Below are 19,518 nucleotides of genomic sequence, written 5' to 3' on the forward strand. Positions count from 1 at the left end.
CCGGCCCGTCATTGCGAGGCGCAGTAGTGTTGGTATAGTTGGATTAATTCGGTGCGCCGAAGCAATCTCCTGCAACAGCAGGTTTCATTTAATAAATGCCGACGGCAGTTATTGTTGTTGGAGATTGCTTCGGCGCATAAGATGCGGGAATTAACCAATCCTCCTCGGCGCCTCGCAATGACGGATGCAAGGCATCGCATTGATGGCGGCGATTGCAGCGCTCATTTTTCAGTTGCTTCAACAGGCATTGCTACCGGTTGTTGCAGGTTTGTTTCCACACCCGGTTTTTGATGCACCACGTCCTTGATGCCTTTAAAAGGCGCCGCCATCAGCCGGCCAAAATGTTCGTCGTGTTCGTTGGGATAATACCGGTCCAGGCCGTAGCGAATCTGGTCGGGTTCCAGTTTCATAAACGTACCAAACATGCGGTCCCAAATGGACAGCACTGCGCCGTAGTTGCTGTCGGTGTACGGCTGCTGCCAGTGGTGGTGCACCTTGTGCATGTTGGGCGACACCAAAAAATAACTCAGCACCGCATCGAGCCGGCGGGGCAAATGAATATTGGCGTGTGTAAACTGCGTGGCCAGCACCAGCGCTGTTTGAAAGATCATAACGGCATACATGGGCGCACCGGCCACCAGCACACCGGCCAGGAAAAACACACCACGCAACACGCTTTCAAACGGATGATGCCTCAGGCCAGTGGTTACGTCCACGTTGTTATCGGAATGGTGAATAACATGAAAGCGCCAGAGCGGTGCGGTCTTGTGCTGCACCAGGTGCACCAGCCAGCCGCCAAAAAAATCGAGTATGAAAAAAGAAATAAGGATGGCACCCAGCGTGCCGGCACCCAGCCATTGAATCAGGCCCCAGTTGTGGGCACGGCTCCAATCAGAAAGCAGCACGATGACTACCGCAAAGCCGGTATGGATAATCAAGTGGATGAGGGTAAACGAAAAGTTGATGCCTGCATGGCGCAACTTGTTTTTCTTATACTGCAACGACAGCAGCGGAATAGCGCCTTCGAGCAGCCACAACAGCAACATACCGCCCACCAAAAAAGCGAGGCGCTCCAGCGGCCGCTGCTCCAATGAGTTGAAGTATTCGATCATATGGGAGCAATTTGAAAATGTGCAAATGACTTGAAGCAAAGGCTTCACCATTTATTGTCAATAAGAAATTTACAGATATTTCTGCAGCAAAGGAAATGGGGCTGCGCCATTTGGCGCAGCCCCATTTCCATATTTTCAAATATTCAAATTACCTGGGTAATTCTTTAAAATCGTAGCCGCAGGCCTCGCATTGATACATTTTTTTTACCTCCACGGCCTGGCCGTTGAGCAGCATGCTGGCCAGTGCGCCTAGGCGGCATTTGTACTGCTTGTGCACCGAAATGGCTTTGAGTGCATGGGCATGGCAAACAGGGCAGGCAAAATTTTTCAGGTATTGCGCTTCGGCCTCATCCATCAGCGACCAGGCACGTTCCGCATGGGCGTGGTGCACCATCAGCTTCATGCCGCCAATGGCGGGGCTCAGCAGCGGGTCAATGGTAACGGTATGTTCGTCTTTAAGGTGGCAGTTGATGTGCGCCGACTGGAGCATTGCCAGCACAATGTTGGCTTCAATATAATTATCGAAAGTGCGTAGCTGAACGTAATTCATACCTTTTCCCTCACGGCCTCCGCTGTTGGCATAATTGGACTTTTCCAATGGCTCCTGTTTTTAGTGTAGATAACATTGGTTACACCCTGCACTAACTATGGCAAGTGTACAAATTTACAAATAGCCCACTTTGCACCACCCACCAAAAAGCACCTGCAAGAGGTGCTTATCGCCCAGCGGGCTATGATTTTTGTCAGGGGCTCGCTGCTGGTGGTCTGGCCACTTGGAGTGGCCTGACCACCAGCGACCTGCCATTTAAGCTACAGTCCACGCCATGCCGCCGTCTTTTTCGTCTTTCAGCTGGATGCCGATGGCGGCCAACTGATTGCGGATAGCGTCGGATGTGCCCCAGTCCTTGCGGGCACGGGCTTCCTTGCGGATGTTGATCAGCACCTGCATCACGCCTTGTAATTTATCGTTATCGGCTGCCGTTTCGGGGCGCAGGCCAAAAATATCTTCCACCCACAACTTTAGCTCCTGCTGCAGTTTGGTAAAAGTGGCTGCCGTCAAGGCGCCCGGCGCAATGGCTTTATCTTTAATGCCGTTGATTACCGGCACCAGCTCGAACATGGATGCCAGCACCCGCGCTGTGCCAAAATCGTCGTTCATGTTGTCGGCAAACGAAGCCAGCAATGTGGTTACTTTTTCCTCCAACTCGTTGTCTGGAGTGACAGTTGCTGCGTCATCGGCTGCGGGCTGTTTTTGCAGCCACTCGTATGCTTCCATCAGGCGCTTCAGGCCTTTTTCGGCAGCTTGCAGCGCTTCGTTGCCAAAATCGAGGGTACTGCGGTAGTGTGTTTGTAAAATAAAAAAGCGCACCGTCATCGGCGAGTATGCCTTTTCCAGCTCGGGGTGGTCGCCGCTGAACAACTCCGTTAACCGGATCACGTTGTTGTAGCTTTTGCCCATTTTCCGGCCGTTGATGGTGATCATGTTGTTGTGCATCCAGTACCGAACGGGAGGCGTATGGTTGCAAATGGTGCTTTGTGCAATCTCGCTTTCGTGGTGCGGAAACTGCAGGTCCATGCCGCCGCCATGAATATCGAACTGTTTGCCCAAGTATTTGGTGGCCATGGCCGAGCACTCGATGTGCCAGCCCGGAAAGCCTTCGCCCCAAGGGGAGTTCCACCGCATGATGTGCTCCGGCGGCGCCGCTTTCCACAGCGCAAAATCGGCTTTGTTGTGTTTTTCGTCCTGCCCTTCCAGTTCGCGGGTGGTTTCCAGCATTTCGTCAATTACGCGGCCGCTGAGTTTGCCATAGTCGTGGCCCTCGGCATATTTGCGTACATCAAAATAAACGCTGCCGTTTACCTCGTAGGCATAACCCTGGCGGATCAGTTCCTGTATCATCCCGATCTGCTCCACGATGTGGCCGGTAGCCGTGGGCTCAATAGAAGGCGGAACGGTATTGAACTGGTCCATGGCCCAATGAAACAGGTTGGTGTATTTCTGCACCAGCTCCATTGGTTCCAGCTTTTCGATCACTGCTTTTTTCGAGATCTTGTCTTCCGCTTCGCGGCCTTCTTCTTCAAAATGGCCGGCATCGGTAATATTGCGTACATACCGCACTTTATAGCCCAAGTGGGTAAGGTAGCGGTACACGAGGTCGAACGTAATATAAGGCCGTGCATGGCCCAAGTGGCTTTCGCCGCTAACGGTGGGGCCGCACACATACATGCCTACGTGGCCGGGCACCAGGGATTCAAATTTTTCCTTTGCTCTTGAATAAGAATTGTAAACGTGCAGCTCCTTCATATTGCGCCAATAGTTGGGAGGGCAAAAGTAGCTATTAGCCGCTAGCTATTGGCTATTAGCTTGGGGAGATTGGGTTCATCAGTAAAAATGAGCTTGCTGCGCTGGGTGTGTATTAGGCTAACTGGTAAAATCCAACAACTACTTTTTCCACTTCAGATCGGTCACCAGCGCATAGTGGTCGGACAGCTGGCGCACAATGCGCTGAAACTGCACCACCTCAAAGCTTTTGCTGGTCAAAATATAATCGATGCGGAGGGTAGGCGAAATGCCGGAATACGTGCGGCCAATGCCGAATCCTTTTTTCAAAAATGCATCCTGCAGGTCTTTGCCAATGGTGTAATAGGTGTAGGAGTTGGGCACATCGTTCAGGTCGCCGGTGATGATGATGGGGTGCGGGCTCCGCTCCATTTCGGCACGTACCAAAGCAGCCTGCTCGCCACGGATCACAGCGGCCCTTTTCAGCTTGGAAAAAATGTTGCGGGAGTTTTGCAGCATGCTGTCTTCACGGCTTTTTATTTCTTCCAGCGATTCGTAGTCTTCTTTTTTAAACTGCACCGATTGCAGGTGCGTGGTCATTACCCGCACCGTATCGCCGCCAAAAGCAATATCGGCACGCAGCAGGGTTTCGGGCAGGCCCGGTTTGGGAAACACCAGTTTGGCAGTGTCTACAATCGGGAACCGCGAAAAAATAGCCTGTCCAAACCATTGTTTGCCGCCGTCTTCCATCCAGGTAAAATATACATGCGGGTAGTTCAGCTCTTGTTGTATGTAATTGAGATTGTCATAGTACTGTGGGTCGGTTGAGTGGTAAAATTCCTGGAAACACAGCACGTCGGCATCCTGCCGTTTGATGATGTCGAGCATGCGGGCACGTACCCGGCTTTTGTTGTTATCGTTGCGACGCAATTCCAGGAAACGGGCCACATTCCAATGCATTACCCTAAGGGTGTCAGGGGCTTTTTGCGCCACAAAATCGGGCAGGGGCCGCAGCGTGATGAACGAGGTGATGGCCTTCCAGCCCAGTGCCATGGCCAGCAGCGAAATTAGCATGTAGCGCGGGGCAAACACAATCCAGAAAAAAATAAAGAAAATGAGCACGGCCAGCAGTATGGCAAAACCCAACCCAAGAAAAGACAAAAACCACCACCGCTCCGGCGACAGGTAGGGGCCATAGCAAGCCAGTAAAAACAGGAGGGCAGCTGCTACATGAAAGAATACAAACATCTGTTTTGCAAACCGCGTGAAACTAACTGCCATTCATGCAATTTAAAAGACAATGGTCAATTTTGAAAATGAACAGGCCCATCCGTCCGCTGCAATTCATTTACTTATAACAGCAACAGGTAACGGAGTGGCCAAACCGGTTTTCTGTTTGCTAAAAAATAATGCCCACAAAACAAATGGCCCCGGGAGGAGCCATTTGTTTTATCGATCATCAAACATTGCAGCGGGTTTACATCAGGTCTTCCTGGCTGGCCCGTTTCAGGATTTCTTTTTCTTCTTCGCTCAGCGACTGGTAACCTTTCTGGTTGATCTTGTCTAGTATATCGTCGATGCGCTGTTGCGTTACATTGCTGCGTTTTTTAAAAGGCTGCACATTGCTCTTGTAAAACAACTGCGTTTTCAGTTCCTTGCCTTTTTTCGGTTTGTCGGGGTTGGCCAAATTGTTGGCCCAATCGTACACATTGTTCATCCACAGGCTCCAGTCGTAGCCTTTGCGCAAAACCACGATCAGCAAAAAACCGGTACCTGCACCGGCTAAGTGGGCTATATGCCCGCCTGGGTTGTTGTACGGTATTGTAGCCAGGTCAATGATTGCAAACAGCATGGTAAGCACCCACAACGGTATGCCGCCATTGATCATGGGGAAAATGCGGTAATTGGGCGCCAGCGCAGTGGCGGCAATGGCAATGGCCATTACACCAGCTGATGCACCAATGGCACTGGCCTCAGACAGGTGTTCGCGCAGCGGTGGCAGCAGGTTGTACGAAAGCATGAACGCCACGGCACCTGCCAGTGCGCCGTAGATAAAAACGGGAATCAGTTTGCGGTTGCCGGCCAGGTCCTGGAAAATATAGCCAAAGCACCACATCCATAGCATATTGGCAATGATGTGCCACACGCTGTCGTGCACAATAAAATGGGTGATCAGCGTCCAGGGGCGGGTAATAAAAGTCGAGAAATCGGCCGGAAGCGCCACCCAGTCCAGCACCTGGTCGTGGTAAATGGGCACCCCTTCTTTTCCGTAGGTAAAATAGTAGATGACCTTGATAAAGGCCAGCAGGACAAAAGCCACCAGGTTGATGGCAATCAGCATTACCAATGAGTTACCGTCCTGACCCACTGTTAGCCTGCTTCTGTTTTGTTGTCGGTAATAGCTCATGATGAAAATAAAGTTACAAGAAACAGTCAAAAATTGTTTAATAAAACCGCCTTTTGTCACGGTTCCAAATCCATACCATGATAAATCCGGTTAAGGCTCCGCCCAGGTGTGCAAAATGCGCAATATTATCACCACCCCGGATGCCCCCAAATACGTCAAAAGCAATCAGGCCAATCATCAGCCATTTGGCTTTGATGGGCACCGGAAAGAACAACAGCATCAATGGCGTGTTGGGAAACAGGTAGGCAAAGCCGGCAAAAATGCCCATCACAGCACCCGATGCGCCAATGGCAATACTGTAGGTGCCCATTACCTGCTGCACCAGCAGGTGGAAAACTGCTGCGCCAATGCCGCTAATGAGGTAAAAATTCAGGAAACGCTTGCTGCCCCAAATATTTTCCAACTCCCGGCCAAACATCCACAGGCCAAACATGTTGAACAGGATGTGGCCAATATTGGCATGCGAGAACATATGGGTAATGACCTGGTAGGGCGAAAAATCAGGAGCGTCCAACGGGTGCAGCGCCAGATAATTTACAGTCAATCCAATCTGCGGATCGAGTAATACCTGTGCTATAAACACCACCACATTTACGATGACCAGATATTTAACAACCGGGGGCCACGGATTTCGTCCATACGATCTGAAATTACTCATCTTGTTACTCCTTGCTTCTTAGTTTTAACTGCACTACGTTTTCAATATGATGCGTATGCGGAAACATATCCACCGGCTGCACTTTGGTTACCCTGTATTTGGCATCCAGCAGCGCCAGGTCGCGGGCCTGTGTAGCCGGATTGCAGCTTACATACACCACTGTGGGCGCTGCAATCTCTAAAATTTTGTGCACCAGCTTTTCGTGCATGCCGGCACGGGGCGGGTCGGTAATGAGCACATCGGGGCGGCCATGCTGCGCAAAAAATTCATCGTTGCACACATCAATTACATCGCCACTAAAAAACACGCCGTGGTCTATTCCGTTCAGGGCCGCATTTTCCTTGGCATCCGCCACGGCAGCTTCAATCACTTCCACACCGATGATTTTTTTAGCACCACGGCTGCAAAAAATACCGATGGAGCCGGTGCCGCAATACAGGTCGTAAACGGTTTGGGTGCCATCCAGTTCGGCAAAGTCGCGGGTGATCTGGTACAGCTTTTCGCCCTGGCGGCTATTGGTTTGGAAAAATGATTTGGGCCCGATCTTAAAGCGAAAATCTTCCAGCGCTTCCACCACAAAACCTTTGCCTTTGAACACCTGCGGCTCCAGGTCGTGCAAGGAGTCGTTCCATTTTAAATTGATGGTGTAGAGCAGCGAAGTGATCTGCGGAAACTGGTCGACCAGGAACTGCAACAGCGGTTGCAATTTTTTTGGATTGTCCTCACCCACCACCAGGTTCACCATTACCTCGCCGGTGGTACAGATGCGAACCTGCATGGTGCGCAAAAAGCCCACATGTGCCCGGATGTCGTAAAAGGTGAGTCCTTTTTCGGCCGCGTATTGGCGGATGGCATTGCGGATCTCGTTGGTGGGTTCGGGCTGCAGCCAGCATTTTTCAATGTGCACCACTTTGTCAAAAAAGCCTTTGGCGTGAAAGCCCAGTGCGCCTGGGTTTTGTGCTGCCGGTGCAGCGGTTGCATCCCCTTCACCGTCGTCGCGAAATGTAACGCCATTGGCATCGCCTTCGGGTTGCGACCACACGCCGCCTTTGAGCAGGCGCGGCCGGGGCGGCGGTTTGCTGGCGGTAAATTCTTTAGTGCTGAAAGTATATTCCAGCTTATTGCGGTAAAATCGGGTTTCGCCGGCGCCGGCAATGGGCAAAAATTCAGGGAGTTCTACTTTGCCGATGCGCTTGAGCACTTCTTCCACCTGGCGGTGTTTGAACTGGAGCTGTTTTTCGTACGGTAGCATTTGCCACTGGCAACCACCGCAAATACCAAAATGTTGGCAAAAAGGTTCCACCCGTTCGTTCGAGTACTCCCGGATGTTGATGACCTGGCCTTCGGCCCAGTCTTTTTTCGATTTTCCCAGCCGCACATCTACCACATCGCCGGGAACGGCCCCTTCAATAAAAATTACTTTTCCATCCTGCCGCGCCAACGATTTGCCTTCGGCGGCGTAATCCTGCACCAGCAGGCTTTCCAAAACAATATTTTTCTTTTTTCTCACGGCTCCAAAAGTACGCCCTTTGCCTTAGCTGCAGGGAGGTGCCGGTTGGTTTAAGAGGAAACTAACAACCCTTTTGCAGCAGCGGTGCCCGGATGTATTATTTTTACGAGCCATTTTAGCAGTTCACAAGTTTACAGGTTCACACGTTGACTAACTTGTGAACCTGTAAACTTGTGAACTCTTCAAACAACCCATGTATTCCATGAAGCACCTGCTGATCCTAAGCCTTTTTGCCACTGCTGCATACCAACCTTCTTTTGCCCAAAGCAAACCGGCTGCAAAGCCCGCCGCCGACGGGTATGAAATCAAGGTGACGCTCAAGCCCCTCAAGAACGAATACATTTACCTCGGACATTATTACGGCAAGCAGTTGCCCATTGTTGATTCGGTAAAACTGAACGCACAAGGCGAAGGCGTTTTTAAGGGCAGTAAAAAACTGGGCGGCGGCATTTACCTCGTGGGCTTCCCCGACCGGTCGCGCAACTTTGAAATATTGGTAGACAAGAACCAGCGCTTTTCGGTAGTGGCCGATACGGCGCAAATGGAAAACATACAATTTACCGGCTCGCCGGAAAACGTGGCTTTCCTCGATTATCAAAAAGCCATGGGCCGCAGCGGCCGCGCCATTGATGCGCTGATGCGCCAGCGCAGCGACAGTGCTCCCGCCGACTCGGTGCGCCTGAGCGGTGAAATCCAGAAGCTGCAAAAAGACGTGCAGCAATACCGCACCGATATCATGACCAAAGATCCCAATGGTATTTTGGCCACGTTGCTCAAAGCCATGCGGGAGCCCGAGGTGCCGCAGAACCACCCCGATGCCGCAAAAGATTCCCTGTTTGGTTACAAATACTACAAGACCCACTATTGGGATGGCGTGAACTTTTGGGATGAACGCTTGGTGCGAACCCCGTTTTTTGAGCCGCGGCTCGATAAATATTTTGCGCAGCTGGTGTACCCCGTGGCCGATTCAGTGAAAAAAGAACTCGACTGGATGCTCGGTTACGCATCCATCAACGAGGAGATGCAAAAGTTTTTGCTGCTGAAATTTGCCAACCGCTACCTCAATCAGCAATACATGTGGGAGGACGCCGTGTTTGTGCACCTGTTTGAAAAATATTTTTCCAACAAAACCTACCCCTGGCTTACCGAGCAGGGCAAAAAAGTAATCACCGACCGGGCATACAGCCTGATGGCCAACCTTACCGGCAACCCTGCTTCTGATATTGAATTGCCTGGCCTGGATGGCAAACAAAAATCGCTGTATGGCATCAAGTCGCCTTATACGCTGGTAACCATTTGGGACCCCACCTGCGGCCACTGTAAGGAAGTGGTGCCGCGCATCGACAGCCTGCATGCAGCCAAATGGAAAGCGCAAGGCGTGGCGCTTTTTGGCATGGCCAAAGAAAGCGAAGGCACCAGGGAAACCTGGACCAGTTTTATCAAAGAGCACAAGCTGAACGACTGGACGCATGTGTACTACAGCCGTGCATCGGAAAAGGCCCGTGTGGATGCGGGCACACCCAGCTACTCGCAGCTGTACGATGTGCAGAGTTTTCCAACCCTTTATTTGCTGGATAAAGACAAACGCATCATTGCCAAAAAACTAACCGAACAACAGGTAGACGAAATACTGGAACACCGCCGAAAGGGCGGAAAATAAGATCGAATAGAGGGCGAAAATATAGTCGTCCGTACCTTGAAGACCGCACAACATTCTTATGAAAAAACTGCTTATCCCCGCATTGCTTTTTGCTGCGCTGCAGGCGCCGGCCCAAACGCTGTTTACCATCGGCAACGACAGCATTTCGGTGCAAGAGTTTTTGTATGCGTACCGCAAAAACAACACAAGCGGCCATTCGGCCAAAGCCTTGAACGATTACCTGCAACTATACATCGCTTCAAAGCTCAAAATAAAAGAGGCCCGCAGCCGTGGCTACGATACGTTGCCGCAGTTTAAAACCGACCTCGAAGGCCTGCGGGCACAGGTGCTGCCCGGCTACCTCAACGATCCGCAGGGTGTACGGCAACTGGCGGAGGAAGCATTCAACCGGTCGCAAAAAGATTTAAGGGTAAGCCACATTTTTGTTGCGCTGCAAAATGCCGCCGGCGACCGCGATACGGCAGCCGCATTTAAAAAAGCAACAGAAGCATACAACAAACTACGCAGCAGCGCCCCGTTTGCGCAGGTGGCCCGCCAATATTCCGATGATCCTTCGGCAGCGGCCAACGGCGGCAGCATCGGGTTCATCACCGTTTTTTCCTTGCCTTACAACATTGAAAATCTGGCGTATGCTGCTCCTGCCGGTGGCTTGTCGCCGCTGCACCGCTCCAGCGCCGGTTACCACATCATAAAAGTAGATGAGCACCGCAAGGCCCTGGGCCGCATGCGTGCTGCGCAGATTTTGCTGGCTTACCCACCCGATGCCACACCTGCCGAAAAAGCGGCGTTGCGTAAAAGGGCGGACTCCATTTATGCCGCCATTAAAAAAGGTGCATCATTTGAAACCCTTGCCGAACGCTGGAGCAACGACCCGGTATCGGCTGGCGCCGGTGGCCTGATGCCTGAGTTTGGCGTGGGCCAGTACGATCCCCTTTTTGAAAAAGTAGCTTTTGGCCTGGCAAAAGACGGCGCTATCAGCACACCTTTTGAAACAGCGCATGGCGTGCACCTGGTAAAAAGGATAAAAAGAATTCCGGTGCCTGCCCAACAAACCCAAGCAGCTCTTTTAGCGCTCCGCGAAAAGGTACAGGCCAGCGACCGCATGGCGGCTACCAAAGATCAATTGGTGCAAAAAGTATTGCAACAGGCTGGTTATAAAGCGCCCACTGCCGTGGTGATGGCTGCGCTGGAAAGCCGCACCAAGCGGACCTTGGCCAACACCACTGGCCCCGACGAATTGAGTGGCACTGCAGTGCTGTTCCGGTTGGGCAACGAGCCCTACACCGTTGATGCCTGGCTGGATTATGCGCGGAATTTTCATGTGCAGGAAGATGGCAGCGGCACCAAGCCGTTTGCACAACTGTGGCGGGAGTATGTAGCCGCCCAAGCCATGGATCATTATGCCGAAAACCTGGAATCCTACAATGATGATTTTCGCAACCAGATGGCGGAGTTCCGGGAAGGCAACTTGTTTTTCGAGATCATGCAGCGGGAGTTGTGGACGCCAGTGCAATCGGACAGTGGTGGACTGCGCCGTTTTTACGATGCCAATACTGCTCAATACCGTTGGAGCCGCAGTGCCGATGCGGTGCTGTTTTATGCCACCAGTGCAGCCGATGCGCAAAAGCTGGCGGCACAAGTACAAAAGGCCCCTGCGCAATGGCGCAAGCATATGGCGGCGTATGAAGAAAGCATCACGGCCGATTCGGCCCGGTTTGAATGGAGCAGCCTGCCCGGTGCCGCCAGCCTGCCTTTTAAGCGCGGTGCGGTAAGTAAGGTGCAGGTTACCGAAGGCGACGGCTCGGCTTCTTTTGCGCTGGTGCTGCAGGTGTACAACCAGCCGGTGCAGCGCAGTTTTGAAGAATCAAGGGGCGTGGTGACCAATGATTACCAGGCATTGAAGGAAAAGGAATGGGTCGACAGCCTGCGCAAAAAGTACCCAGTTTGGGTGAATGAAGCGGAACTGAAGAATATTGAACAAAAGAACAGGTGAGTAAGGGGAAGAATGTCGAACAGCCGGACAAGGAATGTCGAACAGAGGTAATTGGGAAAAGAATATCGAACAAGGAACAAGGAATGTTGAACCGCAGAAGGGAACAGCCAATGATTGAATGATTATTAATTTCTGATTATTGGATTATTAGGTAGTGGCAATATGCCTAAATGCTGTTGGTACAAATATTAATATTTGGGCGTAGCCCAAACCTGTTGGTAGCACAGGGGAAACGCAAATCAATTGCGGATTGTTGATCGTAGATCAACCCTGTGGATTGAAACGTTATTGCTGCAAAAATGCAATGCTGCTTTTAGGGTTGGGCCATGCCCAACGGGATACTGATATTTATCTAATTGCTACCAACGGGTTTGGGCTACGCCCAATATTGACACGGTTTATAGATCCTTGTTTTATCGAAACGCAACTGCTTTTCCTTTTTATTTTGCTCACCGAAAAACAATAATCAATTATCAATAATCCAATAATTGCCTTCCTGGCTGTTCTCCTTCGTCATTCAACATTCCTTGTTCCTTGTTCGATATTCTTTTCCCAACTTCAAAATTCCTCTGTTCGACATTCCCCACCATTCGTTTCCCAAAAAAACAAAAGCCCAACCATAGGGTACGGCGGGCTTTGTTCATCCATCCTTGTTGCGTCCAAATCAGGCGTTGAGTAATTTGCTTCCGTGCAGGTAACTCTTCGAAGGATGGTAAATAAATAAAACGGATCCGTTTTTAATTGTGTTGATCACCTCTGCCGACTCGGCCTGCGGCACTGCGGGGCAGCCAAAGCTACGGCCCATATAGGCGGCCTTCAGGCGGTGCGCACCAATATAATCGGCGCCGTGCATTACAATGGCACGTTCCTCGGCTTTGTGGTTAATGCCCACTTCCTTGCCTTCCAGGCGCAGCGACAGACCATGTTTGCCGCTATAAGTGCCTTTGGTTACAAAAAAGCCCAGGCTGCTTTGCAGGGATTCAGGCGTATTGGAAAAATTGGTGGCATACTGCAGGCCGGTGTTTTTGCCATGCGCCACATAGGTATTTTTCAACACCTTGAAGTTCTTGACATCAATGATGTACAGGCGCTTTTTAAAAGACGACTGGCTGAAATCGCAGATGGACAGCAGCGCATCATTTTGCAACGCACCTTTATCTTTCAGGTTGAGGTATCCGGTATAAGCATATTGCAGGGCATCGAGTGAAAGACCCAGCTTATCCAGCTGCAGGCTGTCGAACAGCTCTGTGGCGGCAGCGGCGGCAATGCTTTTATTATCGAGGTTGGCTACAGGTGCAGCAGGCGCAACAATAGCGGCCGCGGCGGCCAAGCGTTTGGGGGCGTCCTCACTGCCAGCCTTCAGCGCAGGGAACAGCGAAGCTGCAACCGCTACGGTGGAAAGGATGATGGGCAGAAACTGTTTGCTCAAGGCTTTAGGTTTTTAGGATTATTGGAACGCCGACGGTGTGAAAGTAAAAAGCTGTCCTTGTTCCAGAAAATTATTTACTCGAAAACTTTATCATTTTCAATAAATTAAGCACAAACACGCTGCAAGCTCAGGTGTTTCCCCTTAAGCCTCTCGTATTTATACTCCTTGTTTTATTTGAAAATGTAAGCTGATGACCTAAAAGCAGGACTGCTTTTTTGGTAGAGCAAATGTCCGTTTTTTACCCCAAAAATGGTCATAACAATATCAAAAATATTGTTTAAGTAGCGGAAAATCAATGTAATGGTAAAGCTTGTTTCCGCTTGAATAGCGGATATTTTGCCACACCCCGCCTTTATTTTACGCGGCGGCTTTCCCTTTTTTTAATAAAAAATTCGGAGGAGTAAATGCGCAGCAGCAGGATGAACATGGAAATGAGCAGCGGCCCGAAGATGATACCGATGAACCCAAACAGTTGCACACCGGCAATAACGCCAAAGATGGTAATGAGCGGGTGAATGTCGCCCAGCTTTTTATTGAGCACAAACCGAAACAGGTTATCTACCAGCCCAATAAGCAAAAAGCCCCAAAGGCCCATGATCACGCCTCTTACCGTATCGCCCTGCACCAGCAGCATGATGGTGAGCGGCACATACACCAGGGCCGCCCCCACCACCGGCACCATGGCTGATACACAGGTGGCCACAAACCAAACAAAAGGTTCATCGATACCTAAAATAAGATAACCAACCAGCCCCACCAGGCCCTGGATAAGGGCAATGAGCGGAATGCCAATGGTGTTGGTTACAACGTTGCGGCGCAGCTCGTTGCCCAGCAGTTCCACGTTGCCGTCCTTCAGCGGAATGTACTCGTACAGCGAGTCTTCCATGCGGCGGCCATTGACCAGCATAAAATAGAGCACAAAATACATGACGGCAATGATGGTGATGGTATTGGCTGTTACGCCCAGCACCTTGGGCAGAATGCGGCCCAGGTATGGCCCCAGTTGATTAATGGCGTTGGGGTTGATGAGTTGGTAACCAATTTTCTGGTGAATTTCGGCAGCGAGTTTTTTAATGGAAGCTAGCACTTCGCCGGAATGGGTAACTACGTAGCTGATCTTGGAATAAAGTATGTTGCCCAGCAGGCCAATAGGCACCAGGATCACAAAGAACGAAAGCAGCATGAGCACCCACGCCGCGGTGGCCGGCCGCCATTTACGTTTTTCGGTGAGGTAAAACATGCGGTCGCGCATAATAATGTAAAACGTAACCGCACCCAGCAACGCCGACAGGAAAAACGCCAGCTCTCGAAACAGCACAATGCCCAGGAAAAGAATCAGAACAATAAAGAAAATCTGCCGCAGCAGGTTGGAATCGATGGTGTTGTTGGGGTTCATAAACTGATCCGTAAGCCGGAATAGTGAAAGTACAAAAAATCGGGCCGGGAACAGGTGGCATAACACCCAACGCTATTGATACCTGATGGGCAGCAAGTTCATCTTCAATAGAAATAAAAACAAAACCAGCATAGCGGTGACAATCGTGGCCAGCACATTAATGAATTGTTGTGCCTTGCCGCGATTGCCAAATGCTTTTTTCATTGCATAAAATAGCGCCAAGCCGATCAGCCCGCCGGTAGTGTTGGTGATGATATCGGTAATATCAAAGGCGCCAATAGCTAATACAAACTGAATGCTTTCAACCAACACGCTAAAGCCGCAACAAAACAATAATATCTTACCCCAGTGCCAACGCACAAACAGCATTGCTGTATAAATGCCCAAGGGTACAAAAGCCAGCACATTTAAAACCATTTCGCCGATATCCGCTTTGCTGAACGGGATCAGGTTAAAACTCCACTCATGCATGTAAGAAAACCGAACGCCCAATTTCAACAGCAATATCCAGCAAAGTATTGCCAGGTAAATAACCAAAAGCGCAACAGTTAGCTTGTTGGCGATATTGGTTTTGCTTGATTTTTGTTGGCTGGATGGCTGCATAGCATTTTGTGTGAAAAATAAACTGTTGTTGGCATTGCAATACCAACAACAGTTGAACGCTAAGTAGCAAGGGATATTTTCTGATCAGGCAATTATACTATTGGCCAACAAGTTTATCGGCTTAAATACTTTTTGTTTTCCATTTGCCCTTTTTAAACAATACGAAAGCGGTTATGGCAATAGCCGTTTCCGCCACCGGGATGGCAATAAACACACCCAGCGGACCCATGTCCAGCACAATGGCCAGCAGGTAAGCCAGCGGAATCTGAAACGTCCAAAACCCAAAGAAATTGATGATGGTAGGCGTTTTGGTATCGCCGGCGCCATTGAATGCATTGGCCATCACCATGCCCACGCCGTAAAAAATATAACCCAGCGAAATTATGCGCAGGGAAAGCACCGCGTAACGAGCCACTTCAGGGTCTTTATTCATAAAGCCCACAATGCCTTCGGCAAACAAGAGGAACAACGCCGTAACCAACGCCATAAACACCGCACTGAAGCGGGCCGTTTGCCACACACTTTGTTCGGCACGAAGCGGGTCTTTTGCACCCAGGCTTTGGCCCACCAGCGTAGCGGCTGCATTGCTCAGTCCCCATGCGGGCAGCAGAAAAAACATCACAATGCGGATGGCCACACCATAACCTGCAAAAGCTGCATCGTTTTCAAACGAGGTCATGATGCGGGCCAGGAAAATCCAGCTGGCTGATGCAATAAAGAACTGCACAAAACCTACCCATGAAATGGAAAACAAGGAGCGGATAATGGGCCAGTCGAGCCGGTAGTGGAGGCCCAGCAACTTCAGTATTTTGCCGCCTTTACGCAGGTGGTACAACTGGTAGAATACACCAATGCTGCGCCCTGTGGCAGTGGCCATTGCAGCACCCGATAATCCCCAGAAATGTATGAGCAGCGGGCACAGCAAAATATTGCAGCCATTGGCCAGCCACAATGACCGCATGGCAATGGCCGCATTGCCTGCTCCACGAAATACACCGTTGATAAGGAACAGCAGTAAAATGGAAATGCTGCTGCCAAATACAATGCGGGTATAAGGCACGCCCACCTGCAGCACGGCTTCGGAGGCGCCCATCAGCACCAGCATTTCGCGGGCATAAATAATACCCAGTACCGTTACCACCAGCGCCACCATCACGCCCAGGTTAATGGCCTGTGCGCCGGTATGCGATGCGGCTTCGCCATCTTTTTCGCCTACGCGGCGGGCCACCAGCGCCGTGGCGCCTACACTAAATGCAATGGCCGCCGAGTACAATAGCGTTAAGATGCTTTCGGTTAAAATAACGGTAGACACGGCCTCTTTGCCCAGTTTGCCTACAAAAAATATATCCACCACGGCAAACACCGATTCCATCATCATTTCCAGGATCATGGGGATGGCGAGCATAAAAATGGCCCGCTTTAAACTGCCGGTGGTAAAATCATGGTCTTCGCCACGCAGGGCCTGTTTGATCAGACCCATCCAATGCGCAGCCTTTTGCCGGCGCATTACTATTTGCGTCATAAAAAAGTTCGTTGGTTGTAAAAAAATAGAAGTGTCACGGGTATGTGTACCCGTAAAAATGGAGATGGAGTAAAATGGTCTTTTGGTGCAGACCTAGAAGATGAGCTTCATAATGCGTAGCATTGAAGCGGCTAAAGTAGAAAATGTTTTTATATGATGCAGCGCAGTTGGATAAAAAAGATTTTTTAGGGGATGAACGGCAGGCGTAACTGCATCAACCGGCAATTGCTTGCAGGTATTGATCAATAAACTCCGCCTTTTGCCGGCGGCGGTATTGCATCACAAACCGCGGATGCGGCACCGGCACTATTTCATCGAACCACTGGTGCTGCGCATTCCAGCGTAACAAGTGTTTGTAGTTTTTTTCGCCGCCAATGCACACGCATCTTTTTCGGTGCACCCTAAAATCCACCAGTTGCTGGATGCTGTCAATAATGAACGGTTCCACTGTTTGCAACAGCGCTTTGTCGTCGTAGTAATTCAGGTTTTTACCACCCTGCACAAAACCCAGCGGGCATACTGATCCAATGAACACATCTTTGTGAAAATGGGTCGGGCCACCGTAGGCTGCAATCATGTCGTAAATAAATTCTGCCGACAGTTCGCTCTGGTTCTTAAACGGGTGGTCGATGCCGCAGATTTGTGTAAGCTGGCGTGGCGCGGTAAAGTTTACACCGGTAACCCCGGCACCAAACCTGCCCGGGTTGATGCCCAGCATAAGGGTGCGCTTGCCTTTGTCGGCAAAGTAACGATCAAAAAAGCGGCGGGATGTTTCCTGCACTTCGGCATGCTGCTGCGGGTACAGCCATTCTATGCCATTGGGCAGCGGCCGCGGTGGTTGCAGTTGCAGGTAATACTGCCGTAAAAATTTGGCCCAGGTTTCCATACACACATGCCGCACATGGGTTGCAGCAGGCGCAATATAACGAAACCCGTTTTGGATGAAAATGGGCATCCTAATCCTGATGAATGCCTGCCGAAGCATGACAAAGCCATCCTGAACCCTTATTTGGCAAGCCCGGCCGTGAAATGCAGGCCAGGGGCGGTTTGCCACTTGTAATGCATATCCTCCTGTAAACACAATATGGCTCCATTTGGCCCAACCGAAATTTAGCTTTGAAAGGAGGGCCGGCCACTACGGTTGCTGGTGTATACCTATGATTAGAGACGGCATTTTTAAGGCAATATGCATCCCGCTGCTGGGGGTAATCATTCCCTGGGTGGCACATTTGCTTTGTTGCCCGCAGCCAACAACAGGCCGTTTACTTATTACGCTGCTGTATTTTACCATGGCCTCGCTGGCCGTGTGGCAAACGGCTGCCACCATGATTGCAAGGCTCCGCACTGCACCATTGCTGCGCGATGCTTTTGCCCGTAAAATATTAGCGCTGGCGGTGGCTTCGGTAGGCTTATCGTTTGTGTTGGGATGCGCAGCAGGCGGCTTGTGGCAGCAGTTGGCTTTGGGTAGCCATCAAATTTCGGTTACTCTTACCTGTGGGTTGCTGTACGGCGGCCTTGGATTATTATTGGCACTGTTGTACGAAGCTATTTTTTTATCGAAAGAGCGGGAGTTGGATGTGAAAATAGTTGACCAGCTTGACCGCGAACGGGTACAAGCCGAGATTACCGCACTGAAAGCCGAACTCGATCCGCATTTTATTTTCAATGCACTCACCACCGTTTCACATCTTACCGGCGAGGCGCCGGAAACGGCCCGCGCATTTACCCAAAAGCTGGCGCAGGTTTACAAATATTTTCTCATCAACAAAGACCGTGAGCTGATCTCATTGCACGATGAGCTGCGGTTTATTGAAGATTATTTTTACCTGTTGCAAATACGCTATGATAATGGTGTACGCCTGCACCTGCAATTGCCCAGCACTACCGAAACGGTGATGATTGTGCCATGCTCCCTGCAACTGCTGGTGGAAAATGCCATTAAGCACAACCGCTTTTCGGAGCGGGAGCCCCTCAATATTTGTGTAAAAGTGATCGACTCCAACGTGGTGGTGCAAAACGAATTGCGCCGGCATCCGTTTGCAGTGGAAAGCACGCATATTGGGCTGCCGCATCTGCGCCAGCACTACCGTCTGTTGTGCAATCTGGATATTGTGGTGCAGGAAACCGAGCACCACTACAGCGTTACATTACCCTTAATCAAACAACAAAACCTATGAGCCGCATTGTAATTATTGAAGATGAAAAAGCGGTAAGCACCGAACTGGTGCGCACTCTCAAAGAGGTAGCCCCCGATGTGGAAGTGGAAGCTGTGCTCACCAGCATGGCGCAGGCAATGCATTATTTGCTGCACCATCCCGCGCCGGATCTCATCCTGAGCGATGTGCAACTGCCTGATGGAATTTCGTTTCATATTTTTCAGCAGGTGCCGGTGGCTGCGCCGGTCATTTTTATTACCGGGTACGATAAGTTTATGCTCAGCGCATTTGCACACAACGGCATTGATTATTTATTAAAACCCGTTTGTGCCGACGACCTGGAAAAGGCGTTGCAAAAATACCGCAGGCTGCAGCAGCATTTCAACTCGAGGCAGCTGATGGAGCCGCTGCTGGGACAATTGGGTGTAAAAAAACGCAACCGCATTTTGGTAAAGCGCGGTGTGGAATATGTGTCGCTGCCCTGCGCCGATATTGTGCTGTGCTACACCGAGAACAAACTGGTATACGTGCTGGATAAATGTGGTAAAAAATACTTGTCGGATAAGAACCTTGGCGAGATGGAAAGTGAGCTCGACAACCAGATGTTTTTCCGGGTAAACAGGCAGTACATTGTCAATATCAATTTTATCCGTTCGTTCAAGTCGTATGAGCGGGTAAAGCTGCAGGTAGAGCTTACCTTGCCCGAAGTGCAGCATGTGGTAATTGTAAGCCAGGAAACTGCACCCGAGTTTCGCAAGTGGATTGCCGGCGCTTGATTATAACATGGATTA

Annotated in this window: 16 protein-coding genes; 4 read left to right on the top strand and 12 right to left on the bottom strand. The window is 50.5% G+C overall.

Translation table 11 applies throughout. From position 1 onward, the window contains the following. Positions 1 to 221: 221 nt before the first annotated feature. The 7 genes from EPD17_RS03245 to rlmD form a co-directional block, all read right to left on the bottom strand. Entirely contained in the window at positions 222 to 1,112 is an 891-nt protein-coding gene (locus tag EPD17_RS03245) for a sterol desaturase family protein (protein ID WP_240040727.1), read from the bottom strand. A gap of 148 nt (positions 1,113 to 1,260) precedes the next feature. After that, a complete protein-coding gene (locus tag EPD17_RS03250; protein ID WP_114237130.1) occupies positions 1,261 to 1,710 on the bottom strand; it encodes a putative signal transducing protein in 450 nt (149 codons plus the stop codon). 207 nt (positions 1,711 to 1,917) lie between these two features. Beyond that, positions 1,918 to 3,417 (bottom strand): cysteine--tRNA ligase, encoded by a 1,500-nt coding sequence (gene cysS, locus EPD17_RS03255; RefSeq protein WP_132051732.1) that lies wholly within the window; start codon positions 3,415 to 3,417, stop codon positions 1,918 to 1,920. Between the two features lie 138 nt (positions 3,418 to 3,555). Then, positions 3,556 to 4,674 (bottom strand): endonuclease/exonuclease/phosphatase family protein, encoded by a 1,119-nt coding sequence (locus EPD17_RS03260; protein WP_132051734.1) that lies wholly within the window; start codon positions 4,672 to 4,674, stop codon positions 3,556 to 3,558. Between the two features lie 196 nt (positions 4,675 to 4,870). Beyond that, positions 4,871 to 5,800: a rhomboid family intramembrane serine protease gene (locus tag EPD17_RS03265; RefSeq protein ID WP_132051736.1), complete on the bottom strand. Its 930-nt coding sequence runs from the start codon at positions 5,798 to 5,800 to the stop codon at positions 4,871 to 4,873. 37 nt (positions 5,801 to 5,837) lie between these two features. Further along, positions 5,838 to 6,458: a rhomboid family intramembrane serine protease gene (locus EPD17_RS03270; RefSeq protein ID WP_132051738.1), complete on the bottom strand. Its 621-nt coding sequence runs from the start codon at positions 6,456 to 6,458 to the stop codon at positions 5,838 to 5,840. A gap of 4 nt (positions 6,459 to 6,462) precedes the next feature. Beyond that, positions 6,463 to 7,968 (bottom strand): 23S rRNA (uracil(1939)-C(5))-methyltransferase RlmD, encoded by a 1,506-nt coding sequence (gene rlmD / locus EPD17_RS03275; RefSeq protein WP_132051740.1) that lies wholly within the window; start codon positions 7,966 to 7,968, stop codon positions 6,463 to 6,465. 202 nt (positions 7,969 to 8,170) lie between these two features. On the opposite strand from rlmD, the gene EPD17_RS03280 reads away from it, so the two are divergent. Together EPD17_RS03280 and EPD17_RS03285 are read left to right on the top strand one after the other, a co-directional pair. Next, the gene (locus EPD17_RS03280; RefSeq protein ID WP_165929508.1) at positions 8,171 to 9,628 is read left to right on the top strand and encodes a TlpA family protein disulfide reductase; all 1,458 of its coding nucleotides are present in this window, start codon (positions 8,171 to 8,173) and stop codon (positions 9,626 to 9,628) included. A gap of 58 nt (positions 9,629 to 9,686) precedes the next feature. Then, positions 9,687 to 11,621, top strand: a complete 1,935-nt coding sequence (locus tag EPD17_RS03285) for a peptidylprolyl isomerase (protein WP_132051744.1) — start codon at positions 9,687 to 9,689, stop codon at positions 11,619 to 11,621. 664 nt (positions 11,622 to 12,285) lie between these two features. Here the strand turns inward: EPD17_RS03285 and EPD17_RS03290 are convergent. The 5 genes from EPD17_RS03290 to EPD17_RS03310 form a co-directional block, all read right to left on the bottom strand. Continuing rightward, entirely contained in the window at positions 12,286 to 13,050 is a 765-nt protein-coding gene (locus EPD17_RS03290) for a murein L,D-transpeptidase catalytic domain family protein (protein WP_132051746.1), read from the bottom strand. A 352-nt stretch (positions 13,051 to 13,402) separates the two neighbouring features. Further along, positions 13,403 to 14,446: an AI-2E family transporter gene (locus EPD17_RS03295; protein ID WP_114237121.1), complete on the bottom strand. Its 1,044-nt coding sequence runs from the start codon at positions 14,444 to 14,446 to the stop codon at positions 13,403 to 13,405. 72 nt (positions 14,447 to 14,518) lie between these two features. Continuing rightward, positions 14,519 to 15,049, bottom strand: a complete 531-nt coding sequence (locus EPD17_RS03300; RefSeq protein WP_132051748.1) for a VanZ family protein — start codon at positions 15,047 to 15,049, stop codon at positions 14,519 to 14,521. A gap of 121 nt (positions 15,050 to 15,170) precedes the next feature. After that, positions 15,171 to 16,571 carry an MATE family efflux transporter gene (locus EPD17_RS03305; RefSeq protein WP_204743271.1) on the bottom strand — a complete coding sequence of 467 codons (1,401 nt, stop codon included), beginning with the start codon at positions 16,569 to 16,571 and terminating at the stop codon, positions 15,171 to 15,173. Between the two features lie 214 nt (positions 16,572 to 16,785). Further along, complete coding sequence (locus tag EPD17_RS03310) at positions 16,786 to 17,526, bottom strand: uracil-DNA glycosylase family protein (RefSeq protein ID WP_165929509.1); 741 nt, start codon at positions 17,524 to 17,526, stop codon at positions 16,786 to 16,788. Between the two features lie 265 nt (positions 17,527 to 17,791). Between EPD17_RS03310 and EPD17_RS03315 the strand changes: the two genes are divergently transcribed. After that, positions 17,792 to 18,748 (top strand): sensor histidine kinase, encoded by a 957-nt coding sequence (locus tag EPD17_RS03315; RefSeq protein WP_165929510.1) that lies wholly within the window; start codon positions 17,792 to 17,794, stop codon positions 18,746 to 18,748. Continuing rightward, the gene (locus EPD17_RS03320) at positions 18,745 to 19,503 is read left to right on the top strand and encodes a LytR/AlgR family response regulator transcription factor (RefSeq protein WP_132051754.1); all 759 of its coding nucleotides are present in this window, start codon (positions 18,745 to 18,747) and stop codon (positions 19,501 to 19,503) included. Before EPD17_RS03315 ends, EPD17_RS03320 begins: the two co-directional genes overlap by 4 nt. Positions 19,504 to 19,518 lie beyond the last annotated feature (15 nt).

Source organism: Pseudocnuella soli (genome assembly GCF_004347775.1).
Classification (GTDB): Bacteria; Bacteroidota; Bacteroidia; order Chitinophagales; family Chitinophagaceae; genus Flavisolibacter; species Flavisolibacter aquaticus.

Excerpts from the sequence above, each read along its gene's own strand:
- EPD17_RS03265 (WP_132051736.1), bottom strand. The coding sequence starts at position 5,800 with ATGAGCTATTACCGACAACAAAACAGAAGCAGGCTAACAGTGGGTCAG.
- EPD17_RS03310 (WP_165929509.1), bottom strand. The coding sequence starts at position 17,526 with ATGCCCATTTTCATCCAAAACGGGTTTCGTTATATTGCGCCTGCTGCA.
- EPD17_RS03285 (WP_132051744.1), top strand. The coding sequence starts at position 9,687 with ATGAAAAAACTGCTTATCCCCGCATTGCTTTTTGCTGCGCTGCAGGCG.
- EPD17_RS03245 (WP_240040727.1), bottom strand. The coding sequence starts at position 1,112 with ATGATCGAATACTTCAACTCATTGGAGCAGCGGCCGCTGGAGCGCCTC.
- EPD17_RS03280 (WP_165929508.1), top strand. The coding sequence starts at position 8,171 with ATGAAGCACCTGCTGATCCTAAGCCTTTTTGCCACTGCTGCATACCAA.
- EPD17_RS03260 (WP_132051734.1), bottom strand. The coding sequence starts at position 4,674 with ATGGCAGTTAGTTTCACGCGGTTTGCAAAACAGATGTTTGTATTCTTT.
- EPD17_RS03300 (WP_132051748.1), bottom strand. The coding sequence starts at position 15,049 with ATGCAGCCATCCAGCCAACAAAAATCAAGCAAAACCAATATCGCCAAC.
- EPD17_RS03305 (WP_204743271.1), bottom strand. The coding sequence starts at position 16,571 with ATGACGCAAATAGTAATGCGCCGGCAAAAGGCTGCGCATTGGATGGGT.
- EPD17_RS03295 (WP_114237121.1), bottom strand. The coding sequence starts at position 14,446 with ATGAACCCCAACAACACCATCGATTCCAACCTGCTGCGGCAGATTTTC.
- cysS (WP_132051732.1), bottom strand. The coding sequence starts at position 3,417 with ATGAAGGAGCTGCACGTTTACAATTCTTATTCAAGAGCAAAGGAAAAA.
- EPD17_RS03320 (WP_132051754.1), top strand. The coding sequence starts at position 18,745 with ATGAGCCGCATTGTAATTATTGAAGATGAAAAAGCGGTAAGCACCGAA.
- EPD17_RS03270 (WP_132051738.1), bottom strand. The coding sequence starts at position 6,458 with ATGAGTAATTTCAGATCGTATGGACGAAATCCGTGGCCCCCGGTTGTT.